The 17,085-nt window shown below is 70.9% G+C and carries 19 protein-coding genes; 4 read left to right on the forward strand and 15 right to left on the reverse strand.

Annotation, left to right across the window (positions count from 1 at the left end; all coding sequences use genetic code 11):
• The 4 genes from AVP42_RS06980 to AVP42_RS06995 all read right to left on the reverse strand — a co-directional run.
• Nucleotides 1-438 (reverse strand): biotin/lipoyl-containing protein (locus AVP42_RS06980; protein WP_304439343.1); only part of this gene is annotated, 438 nt, incomplete at its 3' end.
• Between the two features lie 31 nt (nt 439-469).
• The gene (locus AVP42_RS06985; RefSeq protein WP_067947817.1) at nt 470-1,429 is read right to left on the reverse strand and encodes an alpha-ketoacid dehydrogenase subunit beta; all 960 of its coding nucleotides are present in this window, start codon (nt 1,427-1,429) and stop codon (nt 470-472) included.
• A gap of 92 nt (nt 1,430-1,521) precedes the next feature.
• Nucleotides 1,522-2,655 carry a thiamine pyrophosphate-dependent enzyme gene (locus AVP42_RS06990; protein ID WP_067947484.1) on the reverse strand — a complete coding sequence of 378 codons (1,134 nt, stop codon included), beginning with the start codon at nt 2,653-2,655 and terminating at the stop codon, nt 1,522-1,524.
• Nucleotides 2,656-2,671: 16 nt separating this feature from the next.
• Nucleotides 2,672-3,781, reverse strand: coding sequence for a histidinol-phosphate transaminase (locus AVP42_RS06995; protein ID WP_231878565.1), 1,110 nt, complete (start codon nt 3,779-3,781; stop codon nt 2,672-2,674).
• A 52-nt stretch (nt 3,782-3,833) separates the two neighbouring features.
• On the opposite strand from AVP42_RS06995, the gene AVP42_RS07000 reads away from it, so the two are divergent.
• Nucleotides 3,834-4,214 (forward strand): phage holin family protein, encoded by a 381-nt coding sequence (locus AVP42_RS07000; protein ID WP_067947486.1) that lies wholly within the window; start codon nt 3,834-3,836, stop codon nt 4,212-4,214.
• Between the two features lie 43 nt (nt 4,215-4,257).
• Here the strand turns inward: AVP42_RS07000 and AVP42_RS07005 are convergent, their stop codons facing one another.
• Nucleotides 4,258-5,763 carry an alpha/beta hydrolase gene (locus AVP42_RS07005; RefSeq protein ID WP_067947488.1) on the reverse strand — a complete coding sequence of 502 codons (1,506 nt, stop codon included), beginning with the start codon at nt 5,761-5,763 and terminating at the stop codon, nt 4,258-4,260.
• Nucleotides 5,760-6,062: a hypothetical protein gene (locus tag AVP42_RS07010; RefSeq protein ID WP_067947490.1), complete on the reverse strand. Its 303-nt coding sequence runs from the start codon at nt 6,060-6,062 to the stop codon at nt 5,760-5,762. Before AVP42_RS07010 ends, AVP42_RS07005 begins: the two co-directional genes overlap by 4 nt.
• A 177-nt stretch (nt 6,063-6,239) precedes the next feature.
• Here AVP42_RS07010 and AVP42_RS07015 point away from each other — a divergent pair, with 177 nt between their 5' ends.
• Nucleotides 6,240-6,767: a low molecular weight protein-tyrosine-phosphatase gene (locus AVP42_RS07015; RefSeq protein ID WP_067947492.1), complete on the forward strand. Its 528-nt coding sequence runs from the start codon at nt 6,240-6,242 to the stop codon at nt 6,765-6,767.
• Nucleotides 6,764-8,161: an adenylosuccinate lyase gene (gene purB / locus AVP42_RS07020; protein WP_067947494.1), complete on the forward strand. Its 1,398-nt coding sequence runs from the start codon at nt 6,764-6,766 to the stop codon at nt 8,159-8,161. The genes AVP42_RS07015 and purB overlap by 4 nt, the downstream gene beginning before the upstream one ends.
• Nucleotides 8,162-8,186: 25 nt before the next feature.
• Here purB and AVP42_RS07025 read toward each other — a convergent pair whose 3' ends face one another.
• The 4 genes from AVP42_RS07025 to AVP42_RS07040 form a co-directional block, all read right to left on the reverse strand.
• Nucleotides 8,187-8,474: an ABC transporter ATP-binding protein gene (locus AVP42_RS07025; RefSeq protein WP_197466978.1), complete on the reverse strand. Its 288-nt coding sequence runs from the start codon at nt 8,472-8,474 to the stop codon at nt 8,187-8,189.
• Entirely contained in the window at nt 8,471-9,076 is a 606-nt protein-coding gene (locus AVP42_RS07030; RefSeq protein ID WP_082847088.1) for a DUF308 domain-containing protein, read from the reverse strand. Before AVP42_RS07030 ends, AVP42_RS07025 begins: the two co-directional genes overlap by 4 nt.
• 86 nt (nt 9,077-9,162) lie before the next feature.
• A complete protein-coding gene (pntB, locus tag AVP42_RS07035; protein WP_231878566.1) occupies nt 9,163-10,575 on the reverse strand; it encodes a Re/Si-specific NAD(P)(+) transhydrogenase subunit beta in 1,413 nt (470 codons plus the stop codon).
• 37 nt (nt 10,576-10,612) lie between these two features.
• A complete protein-coding gene (locus tag AVP42_RS07040; protein ID WP_067947498.1) occupies nt 10,613-12,178 on the reverse strand; it encodes a Re/Si-specific NAD(P)(+) transhydrogenase subunit alpha in 1,566 nt (521 codons plus the stop codon).
• 338 nt (nt 12,179-12,516) lie between these two features.
• Here AVP42_RS07040 and AVP42_RS07045 point away from each other — a divergent pair, with 338 nt between their 5' ends.
• Nucleotides 12,517-13,170: a peptidoglycan recognition family protein gene (locus tag AVP42_RS07045; protein WP_067947500.1), complete on the forward strand. Its 654-nt coding sequence runs from the start codon at nt 12,517-12,519 to the stop codon at nt 13,168-13,170.
• 70 nt (nt 13,171-13,240) lie between these two features.
• Here AVP42_RS07045 and dnaB read toward each other — a convergent pair whose 3' ends face one another.
• The 5 genes from dnaB to rpsF all read right to left on the reverse strand — a co-directional run bounded on the left by dnaB (nt 13,241) and on the right by rpsF (nt 16,843).
• Complete coding sequence (dnaB, locus tag AVP42_RS07050; protein ID WP_067947502.1) at nt 13,241-14,614, reverse strand: replicative DNA helicase; 1,374 nt, start codon at nt 14,612-14,614, stop codon at nt 13,241-13,243.
• A 520-nt stretch (nt 14,615-15,134) separates the two neighbouring features.
• Entirely contained in the window at nt 15,135-15,587 is a 453-nt protein-coding gene (gene rplI / locus AVP42_RS07055) for a 50S ribosomal protein L9 (protein WP_067947512.1), read from the reverse strand.
• 11 nt (nt 15,588-15,598) lie between these two features.
• Nucleotides 15,599-15,859 carry a 30S ribosomal protein S18 gene (rpsR, locus tag AVP42_RS07060; protein WP_067947514.1) on the reverse strand — a complete coding sequence of 87 codons (261 nt, stop codon included), beginning with the start codon at nt 15,857-15,859 and terminating at the stop codon, nt 15,599-15,601.
• A gap of 73 nt (nt 15,860-15,932) precedes the next feature.
• Complete coding sequence (locus AVP42_RS07065; RefSeq protein ID WP_067947516.1) at nt 15,933-16,454, reverse strand: single-stranded DNA-binding protein; 522 nt, start codon at nt 16,452-16,454, stop codon at nt 15,933-15,935.
• 5 nt (nt 16,455-16,459) lie between these two features.
• Nucleotides 16,460-16,843 carry a 30S ribosomal protein S6 gene (rpsF, locus tag AVP42_RS07070; RefSeq protein WP_067947518.1) on the reverse strand — a complete coding sequence of 128 codons (384 nt, stop codon included), beginning with the start codon at nt 16,841-16,843 and terminating at the stop codon, nt 16,460-16,462.
• Nucleotides 16,844-17,085: the final 242 nt, after the last annotated feature.

The raw sequence follows: 17,085 nt of genomic DNA on the forward strand, positions 1-17,085 counted from the left end.
CGCCCCGCCGGGGGACGGATGCCGCCGCCGCCGGCTGTTCGTCGGGCCGGTGCTGCCGTGGCCGACGAGGACCGCCCCGCCGGCCTCCTCGGCCGCTGCCGCGGGCGCGGCAGGCGGCGCGGCCGCCTCGGACGGAGCCGGAGCCGCCGTCCCTGATGAGGCGGGCGCGGCCGGAGCAGAAGACATGCCGTTGGCGGCATCCGTTCGGATCACCAGGATCGGCGTGCCCACGTCGACGGTGCGGCCCTCCTCGACCAGCAGCTCCGCCACGGTGCCCTCGTAGGCGCTGGGCAGCTCGACGAGCGACTTCGCGGTCTCGATCTCGACGAAGACCTGGTCGAGGGCGATGCGGTCCCCGGGCGCGACGCGCCACTGGACGATCTCGGCCTCGGTGAGGCCCTCGCCCACGTCGGGAAGCGGGAACCGGATCTCACTCATGGTGCTCCTCGGGGTGATGCGTCGGGTGCGGTCAGTACGCCATCGAGCGGTCGACGGCCTCGAGCACGCGGTCGGCGCTCGGGAGGTACTCGGTCTCGAGCGCGGCGGGCGGGAAGGGCGTGTCGAAGCTCGACACGCGCAGCACCGGCGCCTCCAGCGAGTAGAAGGCGCGTTCGGCGACGGTCGCGGCGATCTCGGATCCGACGCTCACGAATCCGTACGCCTCCTGCGCGACCACGAGTCGGCCCGTGCGCTGCACGGAATCGAGGATGGGCCCGTAGTCGATGGGGGAGAGGGAGCGGAGGTCGACGACCTCGAGGCTGCGGCCCTCCTCGGCGGCGATGTCGGCGGCCTGCAGGAGCGTCGCGACCATCGCGCCGTGGCCCACCACCGTGACGTCGTCGCCCTTGCGGATGACGCGGCTCGAGTGCAGCGGGAGGCCGGAGTGGTCGTGGTCGACCGGGCCCTTGCCCCAGTAGCGGCTCTTCGGCTCGAAGAACAGCACCGGGTCGTTCGACGCGATCGCCTCCTGGATCATCCAGTAGGCGTCGTGCGGCGAGGAGGGCGCGACGACCCGGAGGCCCGGCGTGTGGGCGAAGTACGCCTCCGGGCTCTCCTGGTGGTGCTCGATCGAGCCGATGTGACCGCCGTACGGCACCCGGATGACCACGGGCATCGACAGCGTGCCGTCGTGACGCAGGGTCAGCCGGCTGAGCTGCGAGGTGATCTGGTCGAACGCCGGGAAGATGAAGCCGTCGAACTGGATCTCGACCACGGGACGGTATCCGCGCATCGCGAGCCCGATCGCGGTGCCCACGATGCCGGACTCCGCGAGCGGCGTGTCGAGCACGCGCTGTTCGCCGAACTCGTCGAGCAGGCCCTCGGTCACGCGGAAGACGCCGCCCAGGCGGCCGATGTCCTCGCCCATGAGGAGGACCTTCGGGTCGTTGCGCATGGCCTCGCGCAGCCCCGCGGTGATGGCCTTCGCCATCGACAGCGTGTGGACGCCGCGCAGCGCCGGCGCCGCGGCATCCGCTGCGCCCGTGGTCTCGGTCTCGGCCGACGTGGACACGGTCTCGACGCTCACTGGCCTTCTCCCTCGAACGAGTTCTCGTACGCCTCGAGCCACGCGGCCTGGGCCTCGACCACGGGGTGCGGGTCGCTGTACACGTGCTCGAAGATCGCCGACCGCGGGGGAGCGGTCGCGTCGAGCGCGCGGCGACGCAGGTCGGCCGCGACGTCCGCCGCCTCGGCGTCGACCTCGTCGAAGAAGGCGGATGACGCACCGCGGGCCTCGAGCCACGCGCGGTAGCGCGTGATGGGGTCGCGCTCCGTCCAGTACTCGACCTCGTCGTCGGTGCGGTACTTCGTCGGGTCGTCGGCGGTGGTGTGCGCGCCCATGCGGTAGGTGACGGCCTCGATCAGGCTCGGGCCGACGCCCGAGCGCGCCTCCTCGAGCGCCTGCCGGGTCACCGCGTAGCTCGCGAGCACGTCGTTGCCGTCGATGCGGATGCCGGGCATGCCGAAGCCGCCGCCGCGGAGCGACAGCGGGCTGCGCGACTGGCGCGAGACCGGGACCGAGATCGCCCACTGGTTGTTCTGCACGAAGAAGACCTGCGGTGTCTGGTAGCTGCTCGCGAAGACCAGGGCCTCGCTGGCGTCGCCCTGCGAGGTGGAGCCGTCGCCGTAGTACACGAGCACCGCGGCATCCGTCTCGGGATCGCCGGTGGCGGTCGCGCGATCGAACTGCAGGCCCATCGCGTAGCCGGTCGCGTGCAGCGTCTGCGACGCGAGCACGAGCGTGTACAGGTGGAAGTTGCCGTTCTCGGCGGGGTTCCACCCGCCGAGGGTCACGCCGCGCAGCAGCTTGACGATGTCGACCGGGTCGAGGCCGCGGATCATGCCGACGACGTGCTCGCGGTACGACGGGAAGATATGGTCCTGCGGCCGGGCGGCGCGTGCGGACCCGACCTGGGCGGCCTCCTGGCCGTGGCTCGGGACCCACAGGGCGAGCTGGCCCTGCCGCTGGAGGTTGGCGCCCATGACGTCGATGCGCCGGGAGATCGCCATGTCGCGGTAGAACTGCTCGAGCGCGGCATCCGGCAGCGCCTCGATGATGGGGAGGTACGGCTCGGCCTCGGCCGACGGCCGCAGCTCGCCCTCGTGCGTGAGGAGCTGGAGGGTCGGGGCGGTGAACTCGCGTGAGGGGGCTGCCACCGTTCCACGGTACCCGCTAGGTGGAGGGCCCTTCTTGTGAAGGACCGACAAGCTCCCCGAGAACCCTTAGGAGCAGGTCCACAGACTCCTCCTCGCCCACGGAGACGCGGATGCCGTCGCCCGGGAAGGCGCGCGCCACGATTCCGGACTCGAAGAGGCGCTCGGCGACCTCGGCCGTCCGGTCGCCCGTCGGCAGCCACACGAAGTTGCCCTGCGCCTCCGGGATCGGCCACCCCTGCGCGATCAGGTCGGCGCGGAGCGAATCGCGACGGCGCGCCAGGACGTCGACGCGGCGCAGCAGTTCGGCCTCGGCCTCGGGCTGGATGGCGGCGATCGCGCCGGCCGTGGCGACCGCCGTGACGCCGAGCGGGATGGCCGTCGCGCGCGCCGCGTCGAGGATGGGCACCGGTCCGATCGCGTAGCCGACGCGGACCCCGGCCAGGCCGTAGGCCTTCGAGAAGGTCCGGAGCACCACGAGGTTGGGGTGGCGCCCCGTGAGCTCGCTGCCGTCGACCGCGGCGTCGTCGCGCACGAACTCGGCGTACGCCTCGTCGAGGATGACGAGGCGGTCGGCGGGCACGCGCTCCATGAACCGCGCGAACTCCTCGCGCGTGACGGCGACGCCGGTCGGGTTGTTGGGGGAGCAGACGATGACCACCCGCGTGCGCTCGGTGACGGCATCGGCCATCGCGTCGAGGTCGTGTCCGTGGTCGGGGCGGTTGGGCACCTGCACGCTCGTGGCACCGGCGACCGTGACGAGCCCGGGGTACGCCTCGAACGAGCGCCACGAGTAGATGACCTCGTCGCCGGGCTGCGCCGCGGCCAGCACGAACTGGGCGAGCAGCGACACGGAGCCCGCGCCGACCAGGACCTCGTCGGGGGAGACCGCCCAGCGCTCGGCGAGGCGCTCGCGGAGGCTCAGCGCCGTGGCATCCGGGTAGCGGTTGACCTCGGCCGCGGCGGCCGCGATGGCCTGCTCGACCTCGGGCACCGGGCCCCACGGGTTCTCGTTGCTCGAGAGCTTGAAGCCGTTCTCGGGCGCCGGTCGGCCCTGTCGGTACGGCGGAAGCGCGGCGATCTCGGGTCGCAGGCGCACGTGCGTGGTCGTGGGCTCCGGTGCGGTCACGGATTCCACCGTACCTCTTCGGTCGCGCGACGTCCGCTGACATAGTGGAGGCATGCGCTTCTTCGTGAAGGTCATCGTGTCCGCGTTCGCCCTGTGGCTCACGACGCTCATCGTCTCGGGCGTGCGCGTCGTTCCATACGAGGACACCGACATCGCGACCGTGGTCACGTACCTGCTCGTCGCGCTGATCTTCGGCATCGTCAACGCCACGATCGGCACCCTGATCCGCATCGTCGCCTTCCCGCTGTACGTGCTCACGCTCGGCCTGATCTCGTTCATCGTCAACGGGCTGCTGCTGCTGATCGTGAACTGGCTGAGCGATCTCATGGGCTTCGGCCTCGAGGTCGACGGGTTCTGGTGGGGCGTGCTCGGTGCCCTCGTGCTCGGCCTGATCAGTTGGCTCATCGGGCTGGTCGTGCGACCGCGCGACTGACGACCGCGCGACTGACCACGTCCCGGCGAGGTTCCCCGGGGCGCTACCGGCACCCGGACCCCGATCCCGGTTCGGGCCCCGGTGGGCTCACGCGTTCGGCGTGCCACTCGGTCGTCACGGCGGACGCGCCGCCGGTGTGCGCCTCGAGGAGCCTTCGGAACTCGGCCAGCCGCGCGTCATCGGAGTCGTCGAGCAACCCCGCCGTCTCGCGGTAGGCCGTCAGGCTGTGCGCCGGGAGGGGATGGGCGAGGGTCGGCTCGAGCCGCCCGAGGCTGCGCTCGACCGCCAGCCGACCGTCAGCCGTGACGCCGTGCCCCGCCGTCGCCGGGACGAGGTCCTCCGCGTGCTCGACCGACACCACGGGCGTCGACCCGCTCGCCACCTGTGCCACCGGTCCGCCGAGGCTCACGGCGCCCACCACGTTCAGCTCTGGATCCGCCGCGAGGTTGGCCGCGATGGTGCCGCCGGCGGAGTGGCCGGCGAGCAGCACCGGATCACCGGGGCCCACCCCGGCCGCCTCCATCGCCGCACGCACCGCGCGCTCGCCGGCCGCCGACTGCGCGGGCAGCCCGACGGCGCCGGCGGGCGCCGAGGCATCCGCCACCATGTGGAGGTTCGAGGTCGAGTCGTAGGGCTCGTGCTGCGGGACCGCGCCGAAGTCGACGGTCCCGCTCGAGTACACGATCCACCGGGGTCCGTCCGCCGCCTCGTACCGTTCGATGCGGATCTGGGGAGCGCCGGGCGGTCCTGAGGGGACGCGCTCGGCCAGGTCGGCGAAGCCGACGGGCGGGCCGGAACGCGACGGGCCGAACGGCGACACCGTCGAAGCCGGTGTCGCGGACCATCGGTCGATCCGGACCTCCGTCTCCCACAGTGCCCGAGCCCCGGTGACGAGCCCGACCGCCGATGCCGCCGCCAGCAGCAACGCCGCATTCTCCGGGGCGCCGAGCGCCGCTCCGACGCCGAACAGCCCACCCGACCGGAACAGGCCGGCGATGAACTCGTCGAGCGTGCCGCCGGCGGCGCGCACGATCGACACGAACGCGGGGTCGGAGAGGACCGGGAGCCCCCGCTGCTCGACGAGCGCGCTCACTGCCGCGACGCCCTCGGGCCCTGCGATGACGGCGCCCAATGCGAAGCCCGGAGCGAGGAGCACCGCAGCCGAGGCCCCGCTCAGGAGCAGTCCCGGCGCGGCCATGCCGAGCATCCCCGCCGTGATGCGCGCCCCGAGGTCGCCCCCGAACGTGGCCAGCCACTCCGCGGCGCCGTAGCCCGCCGCGCTCCAGTGGAGCGAGGAGGACAACGATGCGGTGTCGGCGGCCGCCGTGCGGAAACCGACCAGTGCGGTGTCGAGCTCGCGGACGGCGATCTGCGGACCCGGGTCGGAGTCGCCCCAGGCGATCTCCGCCAGGCGGTCCTGGATCCCGCCTGCCCTGGACGCCCACCCCTCGAGGATGCGACCCACGACACCCAGGCGGGCCGCCTCGGCCGTCAGCGCCTCCGTCTCGACCGACACCGCACCTCCGCCGCGGATGGTGAGGTCGCTCACGACGCGGCGCCCCTCCGGCGCAGCGCGTCGACGCCGGCGGCGAGGGCGTGCTCGGCATCGTGCATCACGTGCTCGGTACCCGCGAGGGCGAGGCGGATGTCGCGCACGCGCTCGGCGTAGTGGTCGGCCGCGCCGGCGTGCCATCCGTCGAGTCGATCGAGCAGCAGCCCGGGTCGGAGCTGCTGGATCTCGGCGCGGAGGACCCGCAGCGCATACAGCTCGCGCTCGAGCGCCTCGGCTCTGCGCGTCGTGAGGGCGGCGGCGTGCGCTGCCGCCGTGGCGTCGATGGGTGCGGTCACCCGTCGAGTCTCGGTTCGGCGGCCGGCTCCGGGGCGAGATCGGCCGCGTCGGTGCGCGGGCCGGTCCGCAGCGCCGCGTGTGGAGGACGGGTCGCGCCCGCGCGCCCCCACGGCACCGCGGGGCGAGCGAGCCTTCCGGCCCTGTGCGAACCGCGCGAGCTCGTCCACAATAGGGGCATGACGCCAGCGGATCCCGGCGCGGACTCCGCGCAGCGCTTCCGCGTCTCGTTCGTGTGCACCGGCAACATCTGCCGGTCGCCGATGGCCGAGGTGGTGCTGCGCTCCCTCGCCGACCGCGCAGGCCTCGGTGAGCGGATCGCCATCGAGTCGGCCGCGACCGGGGACTGGCACGTCGGCGAACGCGCCGACCACCGCACGCTCGCGGCACTCGAACGCGCCGGGTACGACGCGAGCCGCCACCGCGCGAGGCAGTTCGATCCCGCCGACTTCGCTCGGCTCGATCTCGTCGTCGCCTTCGACCGCGGGCAGTCGCGGGTGCTGCGGAACTGGGCCCGCAACCTGCCCGACGAGCACAAGGTGCGGCTGCTGCTCGAGTTCGATCCGGAGCTCTCGCCGCTCCAGGACGTCCCGGACCCGTACTACAGCGACGATGCGACCTTCGATCGGGTTCTTGGGATGATAGAGCGGTCGACGTCGGCGCTGTTCCGGCAACTCGCCCCCGCACTCAGACAAGGAAACCGATGACCTCGCTGCCTCCTCAGCCGCTCAGCCCCCTCGACGGCCGGTACCGTGCCGCGGTCGGCGACCTCGGGGAGCACCTCTCCGAGGCGGGACTCAATCGCGCACGCGTGCACGTCGAGGTCGAGTGGCTGATCGCGCAGACCGACCGCCGGTTCTTCGGCACGTCGCCGTTGACGGATGCCGAGAAGCAGGCCCTCCGCGCGATCGTGACCGACTTCGCGCAGGCCGACATCGACGAGCTGGCACGGTTCGAGGCGACCACCCGCCACGACGTGAAGGCCGTCGAGTACTACGTGCGGGGTCGGCTCGAGGAGCTCGGCCTGTCGCACCTCGCCGAGCTGACCCACTTCGCGTGCACGAGCGAGGACATCAACAACCTGTCCTACGCGCTCACGGTGCGCGATGCGGTGGCCCAGGTGTGGCTCCCGAAGTACCGGGCCGTCATCGCCAAGCTCATCGGGCTCGCCCACGAGCACCGCGACGCGGCGATGCTGTCGCGCACGCACGGGCAGCCGGCGACGCCGACGACCATGGGCAAGGAGCTCGCGGTCTTCGCGCACCGCCTCGAGCGCATCCTCCGCCAAATCGAGGCGACCGAGTACCTGGGCAAGTTCTCCGGCGCGACCGGCACCTTCTCCGCCCACATCGTCGCGGCGCCCGACGTCGACTGGCCGACCGTGTCGCGCGAGTTCGTCGAGGCGCTCGGCCTCACCTGGAACCCGCTGACCACCCAGATCGAGTCGCACGACTGGCAGGCCGAGCTCTACGGTCGCATCGCACACGCGAACCGCGTGCTGCACAACCTCGCGACCGACATCTGGACCTACATCTCGCTCGGCTACTTCCGGCAGATCCCGGCCGCGGGCGCGACCGGCTCGTCGACCATGCCCCACAAGGTCAACCCGATCCGCTTCGAGAACGCCGAGGCGAACCTCGAGCTCTCGTCCGCGGTCCTCGACTCCCTCGCGGCGACGCTCGTCACGAGCCGGCTGCAGCGCGACCTCACCGACTCCAGCTCGCAGCGCAACATCGGGGTCGGCTTCGGTCACTCGGTGCTCGCGCTCGACAACATCCTGCGCGGCCTCGGCGAGATCGACCTCGATCGCGACCTGCTGCTCGCCGATCTCGACGCCAACTGGGAGGTGCTCGGCGAGGCGATCCAGACCGTCATCCGTGCCGAGGTCGCCGCCGGCGACTCGACGATCGCCGACCCGTACGCGCTGCTGAAGGAACTGACCCGCGGCAAGCGCATCGGAGCGGCCGAGCTGGCCGAGTTCGTACAGGGCCTCGAGATCACGGATGCCGCGAAGCAGCGCCTCCTCGCGCTGACCCCCGCGACCTACGTGGGTCTTGCCGACGAGCTCGTGGACCGCCTCGGCGCAGCGGCGGCGGAGTAGCGCCGAAAGCGCGCGCCGAGAACCCTCAGTGCCGCGGCTCGTCCGACGGGTCGCGGCGCGCCGGGTCGCCGCCCGTGCCGTCGCCGTGATCGCCCGGGTTGGGCTTGACCGCCATCGAGAGCAGGGCGAGCGCCATCAGCACGATGATGAAGACGCCGCCCGCGGTGATGAGCGTCAGGTTCCAGTCGCGCGTGCCGAAGAACACGATGACGGCCGTGAAGACGGCCGCGATCGCCGCGCCGCCGACGTACTCGGCGGGGCGCAGCACGTCGCGCCGGCTGGGCCGGTGCTCGTCGCCTGGGCGGTTGGTCACGAGGGCTCCGTTCCGGATGCCGCGCCGCCGGCCTCGACCGGCTCGGCAGCGGCCCACTTCATCGAGAACCCGCCGATCAGCAGCAGCACGCCGAGCACGACGAGGTAGGCCCCGAGGAGGCCCACCGCCGTGACGGGATCGAGCGGGAGGAGGACGAACACGAGGGCGAGCAGCGCGGTCAGCGCTCCCGCGGCGATCCAGTCGCGCGCCGCCGTCGACCGGCCGCGCAGGCGGAGTCCGGCGAGGAGCTCGATGATGCCGGTCAGCGCCGCCCACACCGCCACGGTGAAGGTGAACGCGCCGACACCGTTCGATGCGGTGTCGCGCAGCGCGAGGGCGATGAGCCCGGCGGCGGCCGTGATGATGCCGTTCGCGACGGCCGCCCACCGCGCGGTGCGGTCGGCGACGAGTCGGGCGGCGAGCGCTCCGGCGACGACGCCCGCGATGACGGCCCAAGCGCCGAACACCGTGAGCCCGAGGGCGGGGGAGTGGTCCTGGGAGAACGTGATCACCGCGGCGGGCACCAGTGCGAGCGCACCGCGCACGACCGGCACGAGCCAGGCGGCGGCGCGTTCCGGTGCGGTTTCGCGGGCAACGGCCACGGCCACCTCTTTCGACTGGGGAACCGTACAATCCTATGCCGCGTTCTCTGGGCGCCGACTTCACGTCCGGCGCGGGCACGCGCGGCTCAGAGCGCCTTGAGGATGTCCTCCACGCGGTCCTTCGCATCGCCGAAGAGCATCTGCGCGTTCTCGCGGTAGAACAGCGGGTTCGGCACGCCGGCGTAGCCCGATGCCATCGACCGCTTGAACACGATGACGTTCTCTGCCTCCCAGACCCGCAGTACGGGCATCCCCGCGATGGGGCTTCCCGGGTCCTCCGCCGCGGCGGGGTTCACGGTGTCGTTCGCGCCGATGACGAGCACGACGGACGTCGTGGCGAGGTCGTCGTTGATCTCGTCCATCTCCTCCACGATGTCGTACGGCACCTTCGCCTCCGCGAGCAGCACGTTCATGTGGCCGGGCAGGCGACCGGCGACCGGATGGATGCCGAACCGCACGTCGACGCCGCGCTCGCGCAGCTTGTGGGTGAGGTCGGCGACCGGGTACTGGGCCTGCGCCACGGCCATCCCGTAGCCCGGCGTGATGACGACCCGTTCGGCCGACTTCAGCAGCTCTGCGGCATCCGTCGCCTGGATCTCTCGGTACTCGCCGAGGTCGGTGTCGCCCTTGGCGGGCGCCTCGATGCCGAACCCGCCCGCGATCACCGAGATGAACGACCGGTTCATGGCCTTGCACATGATGTACGACAGGTAGGCACCCGACGAACCCACGAGGGCGCCGGTCACGATGAGCAGGTCGTTGTTGAGGAGGAAGCCCGCCGCGGCCGCCGCCCAGCCCGAGTAGCTGTTCAGCATCGAGATGACCACCGGCATGTCGCCGCCGCCGATCGAGGCGACGAGGTGCCAGCCGAGCGCGAACGCGAGCGCCGTCACCACGACGAGCAGCCACAGCTGCGAGTCCATGACGTACCAGACGGTGAGCGCGACGAACACGACGAGCGCGCCGAGGTTCATCACGTTCTTGCCCGGCAGCACGAGCGGCGCCGACTTCATGCGCGCGGAGAGCTTCAGGAACGCCACGATCGAGCCGGTGAAGGTCACGCCGCCGATGAAGATGCCGATGAACACCTCGGCGTGATGGATGTCGGCGAGCGCCCCCTCGAGCGCGGGCGGGTCGAGGTGCCCGTTCCAGCCGACGATCACGGCCGCGAGGCCGACGAAGCTGTGCAGCAGCGCGATCAGCTCGGGCATGCCCGTCATCTCGACGATGCGGGCTCGCCAGAGGCCGATCGATCCGCCGATCAGCACGGTGACGACGAGCAGGACGAGGCCGAGCAGGCTGCCGGGTTCGCCCCAGGCGTCCTGCACGGTCACCCAGATGGTCGCGGTCAGCGCGATGGCCATGCCGGCGATGCCGTAGCCGACACCGGCTCGGGCGGTCTCATGCCGGCTCAGGCCGGCGAGGCTCAGGATGAACAGCAGCGCCGCGACGATGTACGCGGCACCGGCGATGGATTCGGGGGTCAGGGTCTCAGGCACAGGGGGGCTCCTCGATGACGTCGTCGTCGGTCCGCGGTCAGCTGCTCACCCGGTCGCCCTTGGCGAACATGGAGAGCATTCGCCGGGTCACCGCGAACCCGCCGAAGACGTTGATGCTGGCGATGAGGATCGCGATCGACGCGAGCACCTGCACCGCCGGGACCTCGCTCGTGACCTGCACGATGGCGCCGACGATGATGATGCCCGAGATCGCGTTGGTCACGCTCATGAGCGGGGTGTGCAGCGCGTGCGCGACCTTGCTGATCACGTAGAAGCCCGCGACGACCGCCAGCACGAACACCGTGATGTGCTGCGGCAGCGGCTGCGGCGCGAACGCGTTGAGCAGGAAGAGCCCGGCGATGCCGAGGGCGATCAGCCCCGCCCGGCCCGCGGGCGTGAGCTGCCGCTTGGGCTTCGGTTCGGCAGCGGATGCCGCGGCATCCGCCTTCGTCGCCGACCCCGCCGCCGGAGCCGCCGACACCTGCACGGGCGGGGGCGGCCACGTCGTCTCACCGTCGCGCACGACCGTCACCGAGCGCTGGACGATGTCGTCGAAGTCGATCACGAGCTGCCCGTCCTTGCCCGGCGTCAGTAGCTTCACGAGGTTCACGAGGTTCGTCGCGTACAGCTGCGACGCCTGCGTGGGCAGGCGCGACGCGAGGTCGGTGTAGCCGAGGATCACCACGCCGTTCGGGGTCACCACCCGCTCACCGGCGACGGAGCCCTCGACGTTGCCGCCCATGCCGGCCGCCATGTCGACGATGACGCTGCCGGGCCTCATGCTCGCGACATCCGCCGCCGTGATCAGCCTGGGCGCCGGTCGGCCCGGGATCAGCGCCGTCGTGATGATGATGTCGACGTCGGCGGCCTGCTCGGAGTAGATCTCGGCCGCGCGCCGGTCGTACGCCTCGCTCGTCGCCTTCGCGTAGCCGTCGGTCGACTGCATGACCTCGTCGACCTCGACCTTCAGGTACTCGCCGCCGATCGACTTCACCTGGTCGGCGACCTCCGGGCGCGGGTCGGTCGCCCGCACGATCGCGCCGAGGCTGGAGGCCGCGCCGATGGCCGCGAGGCCCGCGACTCCGGCGCCGGCCACGAGGACCTTCGCGGGCGGCACCTTGCCGGCGGCCGTCACCTGCCCCGTGAAGAAGCGCCCGAACTCGTGCGCGGCCTCGACGACCGCCCGGTACCCGGCGATGTTGGCCATCGAGCTCAGCACGTCCATCGACTGCGCGCGCGAGATGCGCGGCACCGCGTCGAGCGCGATCGCGGTGACCCCGCGGGCCGAGAGCGCCTCGAGCAGGTCGGGCCGCAGGGCCGGACTGAGCAGGCTGACGAGCGTGGTGCCGGGGCGGAGCTGCGCGATCTCGTCGTCCGTCGGGGCGTTGACCTTGAGCACGATGTCGCTCGTGATCGCCTCGGCAGTCGGCACGATCGACGCGCCGGCGGCGACGTACGCGTCATCCGGGAACGAGGAACGCTCGCCCGCGCCGGCCTCGACCGCCACCTCGTACCCGAGCCCGATCAACTGCTTCACCGTCGCCGGCGTCGCGGCGACCCTGGTCTCCGAGCCCTGCTCGGTGACGACGCCGATGCGCGTCATTCGCTCTCCTCCTCGTCGCGGCGGGCCGCTCGCGTCGAGGTGACGCGGCATCCTCCTCATGGGGCTGGCGGGATGCCGTCCGGCTGAGCCGGGCGCGGCGGCAGTGCTGCAGGGACACCATATGTCTCCGCGGGTGCGATGCTCCACGATTCGGTCTCGAACGAGGCGAAAGTCCACTGGTTCTTTCGCGAAACGAAAGTGCCATCGCCGTGGCGGCCGTCCGCGGCGCTCGCACGGCGAGCGGTCGGGTGTTTGGAAAACACTTCCGCGCTGTTTACTTGCTTCGGAAGTCACTGCCAGAATGTGCGGAGCCGATGCCTCCCAGTGAGAGAAGGATCATGACCGAGTCCACCCGCCTGTCGCGTCGCCTGTTCCTCGGCGGAGTCGCCGGCCTCGCGGCCGCATCCCTGCCCTTCGAAGCCGCAACCGCTCGCGCCGCCGACCATCGGCCGCCGCGCATCTACAGTTGCCGGGAGTGGGGCGCCCGACCGCCGGCCGACCCGCTGACGCGCATCGACGCGCGTCCCAACAAGATCATCGTCCACCACACCGCCTACCCGAACGTCCAGGACTTCTCCCTCGACTACGCCTTCCAGAACTCGCGCGACATCCAGAACCTCCACATGGATGTCAACGGATGGTCGGACTCGGGGCAGCACTTCACCAACAGTCGCGGCGGATTCCTCACCGAGGGACGCACCGGCAGCCTGAACGCGCTGCGCTCCGGCCGGTACATGATTCAGGGCGCCCATTGCGTCGGCCAGAACACCCAGGCGATCGGCATCGAGAACGACGGCTCCTACCACCTCGGCGAGCCGGTCCCCCAGGCCCAGTGGGACAGCCTCGTGGCGTTCTGCGTCTACACCTGCGAGAGGTACCGCATCGCCCCGACGGAGATCTACGGCCACATGGACTTCAACGCGACCCAGTGCCCCGGCGGCCTTCACGAGCGCCTCCCAGAACTGCGCGCTGCGGTTCGCGCACTCCTCTGACGACGGGAGGGAACCGACCGACGCCCGTCCGCCGAGCACGGCGGACGGGCGTCGTCAGGATTCCCGGCTGCTACACCTGCACCATGTCGGCGAAGCGCGAGAAGTGCCCGTGGAAGGCGACCGTGACCGTGCGGGTCGGGCCGTTGCGGTGCTTCGCCACGATCAGGTCGGCCTCGCCGGCGCGCGGGCTGTCGCGCTCGTAGGCCGACTCGCGGTGCAGCAGGATCACCATGTCGGCATCCTGCTCGATCGAGCCCGACTCGCGGAGGTCGGAGAGCGCGGGCATCTTGTCGGCGCGCTGCTCGGGACCACGGTTCAGCTGCGACAGCGCGAGCACCGGCACCTGGAGCTCCTTCGCGAGGAGCTTCAGCGCACGCGAGAACTCGGACACCTCCTGCTGCCGGCTCTCGACGCGCTTGCCGCTCGTCATGAGCTGCAGGTAGTCGATGACGACCATCTTCAGGCCCACGCGCTGCTTCAGCCGGCGGCACTTCGCACGGATCTCGACGAGCGTCATGTTGGGGGAGTCGTCGATGTAGAGCGGCGCGTCGTTGATGCGGCCGCGGGTCGACGCGATCGTGGTCCAGTCGCGGGTGTCGACGGTGCCCTTGCGCATGTTCTGCAGCGGCACGGATGCCTCGGCCGAGAGCAGGCGCATCGCGATCTCGCTGCGGCCCATCTCGAGCGAGAAGAAGATCGTCGGGAGGTCGTGCGTGATGGCGGCCGACCGCGCGAAGTCGAGCGCGAGCGTGGACTTACCCATGGCGGGTCGCGCCGCGACGATGATCATCTGGCCCGGGTGGAAGCCGTTCGTGAGGTCGTCGAGGTCGGCGAATCCGGTCGGCACGCCGGTCATCTTGCCGTCGGTGTGCTTGGCCGCCTCGATCTCGTCGATCGCCGTGCCGATCGCGTCGGTGAGGGGGACGTAGTCTTCGCTCTCGACCGAGCCGGTGACGGAGTAGATCTCGGCCTGCGCGTTGTTGACGAGCTCGACCACCTCGCCCTCGCCCGCGTAGCCCATCTGCACGATGCGAGTGCCCGCTTCGACCAGGCGGCGCAGCAGCGCGCGCTCGGCGACGATCTCGGCGTAGTACCCCGCATTGGCCGCCGTCGGCACGAGGCTCGTGAGGGTGTGGAGGTACTCGACGCCGCCGGCGCGATGCAGCTCACCGGTCTTGGTGAGCTCGTCGGTGACCGCGATGACGTCGGTCGGCTCGCCGTGCGAGTACAGCGAGAGGATGGCGTTGAAGACGACCTCGTGCTTCGGCACGTAGAAGTCGATGCCCCGCAGCGTCTCGATGACGTCGGCGACCGCGTCCTTCGAGAGCATCATGCCGCCGAGCGTGCTCTGCTCGGCCAGCAGGTCGTGCGGGGGCGTGCGCTCACCCCGGCGGGCGTCGGGGTCGTCGAGGGGTTCGGCGAGCCCGAGATGCGCGATCGACAACTGCTTCCTCCGATTCGCTCGCTCATGCGGGCGCCCGCTCGTCGCCCTCATCCAAGGACTATCAGGACCCGCCCACACACCCGGCCGGAAGTCGACTCGGGGGGTTCGGCGGCTGACGCTGACTCACCCTAGGCAAGGGGGTCGCGGGGCACAAGACGGCCTGTGGATAACTTTGTGGAGAGACTGGGCGAAACGCCGCCCAACATGTGCACTCAGCCTGTGGAGAACTGTGGAAATCGTGTGAATGACACCGGTTGAATTCTGACCTGATCAGGGATTCCCGGAATCCACACCTGTGGGGGAAAAGTTTCTTCAGAACTCACCGACGCGGGCGTTGCACCTGTGCACAACGATGGGGATAGTCCCCGAAATGCGGACTTGCGCTCATGTTCTCGGCGGGTGTAAGAATCGCCCAACGCGCGGCCTCATCGGTCGGGGCGAATGCGGCCGACCTTCCCCCGGCACGACGACGCGGCGGGGGCATTCCGCCCACCGCCGCGTCGTGCGTGAGAGTTCGCGACTACTTGGCCGCGACCACCTGGAGGGTGATCGTCGCGGACACGTCGTCGCGCAGCTTCACCGTCGCCTCGTGGTCGCCGACCGACTTGATCGGCGTGGGGATCTCGATCTTGCGCTTGTCGATCTGGCCCAGGCCGGCGTCGGCGACCGCAGCCGCGACATCCGCCGTCTTGACCGAACCGAACAGGCGGCCGCCGAGGCCGGCCTTGACGGTCAGCTTGACCTTGCCCTCCTCGAGCTTGGCCTTGAGCGCCTGCGCGTCCTCGAGGGAGTGCAGCTCGCGCGCGGCGCGAGCGGCCTTGATCTGGTCGACCTGCTTCTGGCCGCCACGGGTCCACGGCGTCGCGAGACCCTGGGGGACGAGGTAGTTGCGGGCGTACCCGTTCTTGACCTCGACCACGTCACCGGCGGTGCCGAGACCCGACACCTCGTGCGTGAGGATGATCTTTGCCATTGTCGTGCTCCTTAGCGGCCGGAGCCCGAGTAGGGCAGGAGCGCCATCTCGCGCGCGTTCTTCACGGCGCGGGCGATGAGGCGCTGCTCCTGCACGGAGACACCGGTGATGCGACGGGCGCGGATCTTGCCGCGCTCCGAGATGAACTTCCGAAGGGTCGCGACATCCTTGTAGTCGATGACGCCGACCTTGACGGACTTCGCGGGGGCGGCGTTCTTCGCGCCCTTGCCGCCGCGAGGCTTGCGGCGGTCGCCGCTGCTCTTTCCAGCCATTGAACTTTCCTGTCGTGTGTGAATTCTGGGTGCGAGCGGATGCCGCGTGGCATCCGTCGCCGGCCGTCAGGCCTTAGAAGGGCGTCTCGTCGCCGTAGTTGGTGCCCGGGGTGTTCCAGACGTCGCCGCCGCCCGAGGACTGCGCGGGAGCGCTGGGCGCCCACGCGTCATCCGACTGGCTGCTGGCGCCGCCGCCCCCGAAGGAGCCGCCGCCGCCGACGCCGCGGTTGGACTGGGCGCGCGTCACGGACGCGGTGGCGTAGCGCAGGCTCGGGCCGATCTCGTCGATCTCGAGCTCGATGCTGGTGCGCTTCTCGCCTTCCTTCGTCTCGTAGGAGCGCTGCTTGAGACGCCCGGAAGCGATGACCCGGGTTCCCTTGGTGAGCGATCCCGCGACGTGCTCGGCGAACTCGCGCCAGCAGCTCGCGCGCAGGAAGAGGGCCTCGCCGTCCTTCCACTCGTTCGCCTGGCGGTCGAACGTGCGGGGGGTCGACGCGATCGTGAAGTTCGCGACCGCGAGCCCGGACTGCGTGTAGCGCAGCTCGGGGTCGGCGGTGAGGTTGCCCACTACGGTAATGATGGTCTCGCCGGCCATGGGGACTAGGCGTCCTTCTTGGCGGGGGCCTTCGCGGCGGCGGCGGCCTTCTTCGCGGCCTTCGCCTCTTCCGCCTTCTTCACGGCGGCGACCTGGGCGATCGCCTCTTCCGCACGGAGGACCTTGGTGCGCATGACGGCCTCGCTGAGGTTCAGCTGGCGGTCGAGCTCGTTGGTGGTCTTCGACTCGGCGGTGAAGTCGACGACGGCGTAGATGCCCTCGGACTTCTTGTCGATCTCGTAGGCCAGACGACGCTTGCCCCAGATGTCGACCTTGTCGACGGTGCCACCGTCGTTGCGGATGACGTTGAGGAACTTGTCGAGGCTCGGAGCAACGGTGCGCTCGTCGATCGACGGATCGAGGATGACCATCAGCTCGTACTGGTGCATGACAGACCCACCTCCTTCGGACTCAGCGGTCACAGACGGTCTGTGACAGGAGGGTGTACATGCGTCGCTCCGCGGAGGCCGAGACTTCGGCGCACGGGCAACCTTCACATCGTAACGGATGCCGCCTCCCGGCGCACATCCGCCCCCGCGCCGCCGCGCGCGCCCGCGCCCCCGCCCGCGCCCCCGCTCACCCGCCCGCCCCGTCCCGCGAGCGCGCGGTTCCGCGACGAGCGCGCGGCCCC

Source organism: Agromyces sp. NDB4Y10 (assembly GCF_001620055.1).
GTDB classification, from domain to species: domain Bacteria; phylum Actinomycetota; class Actinomycetes; order Actinomycetales; family Microbacteriaceae; genus Agromyces; species Agromyces indicus.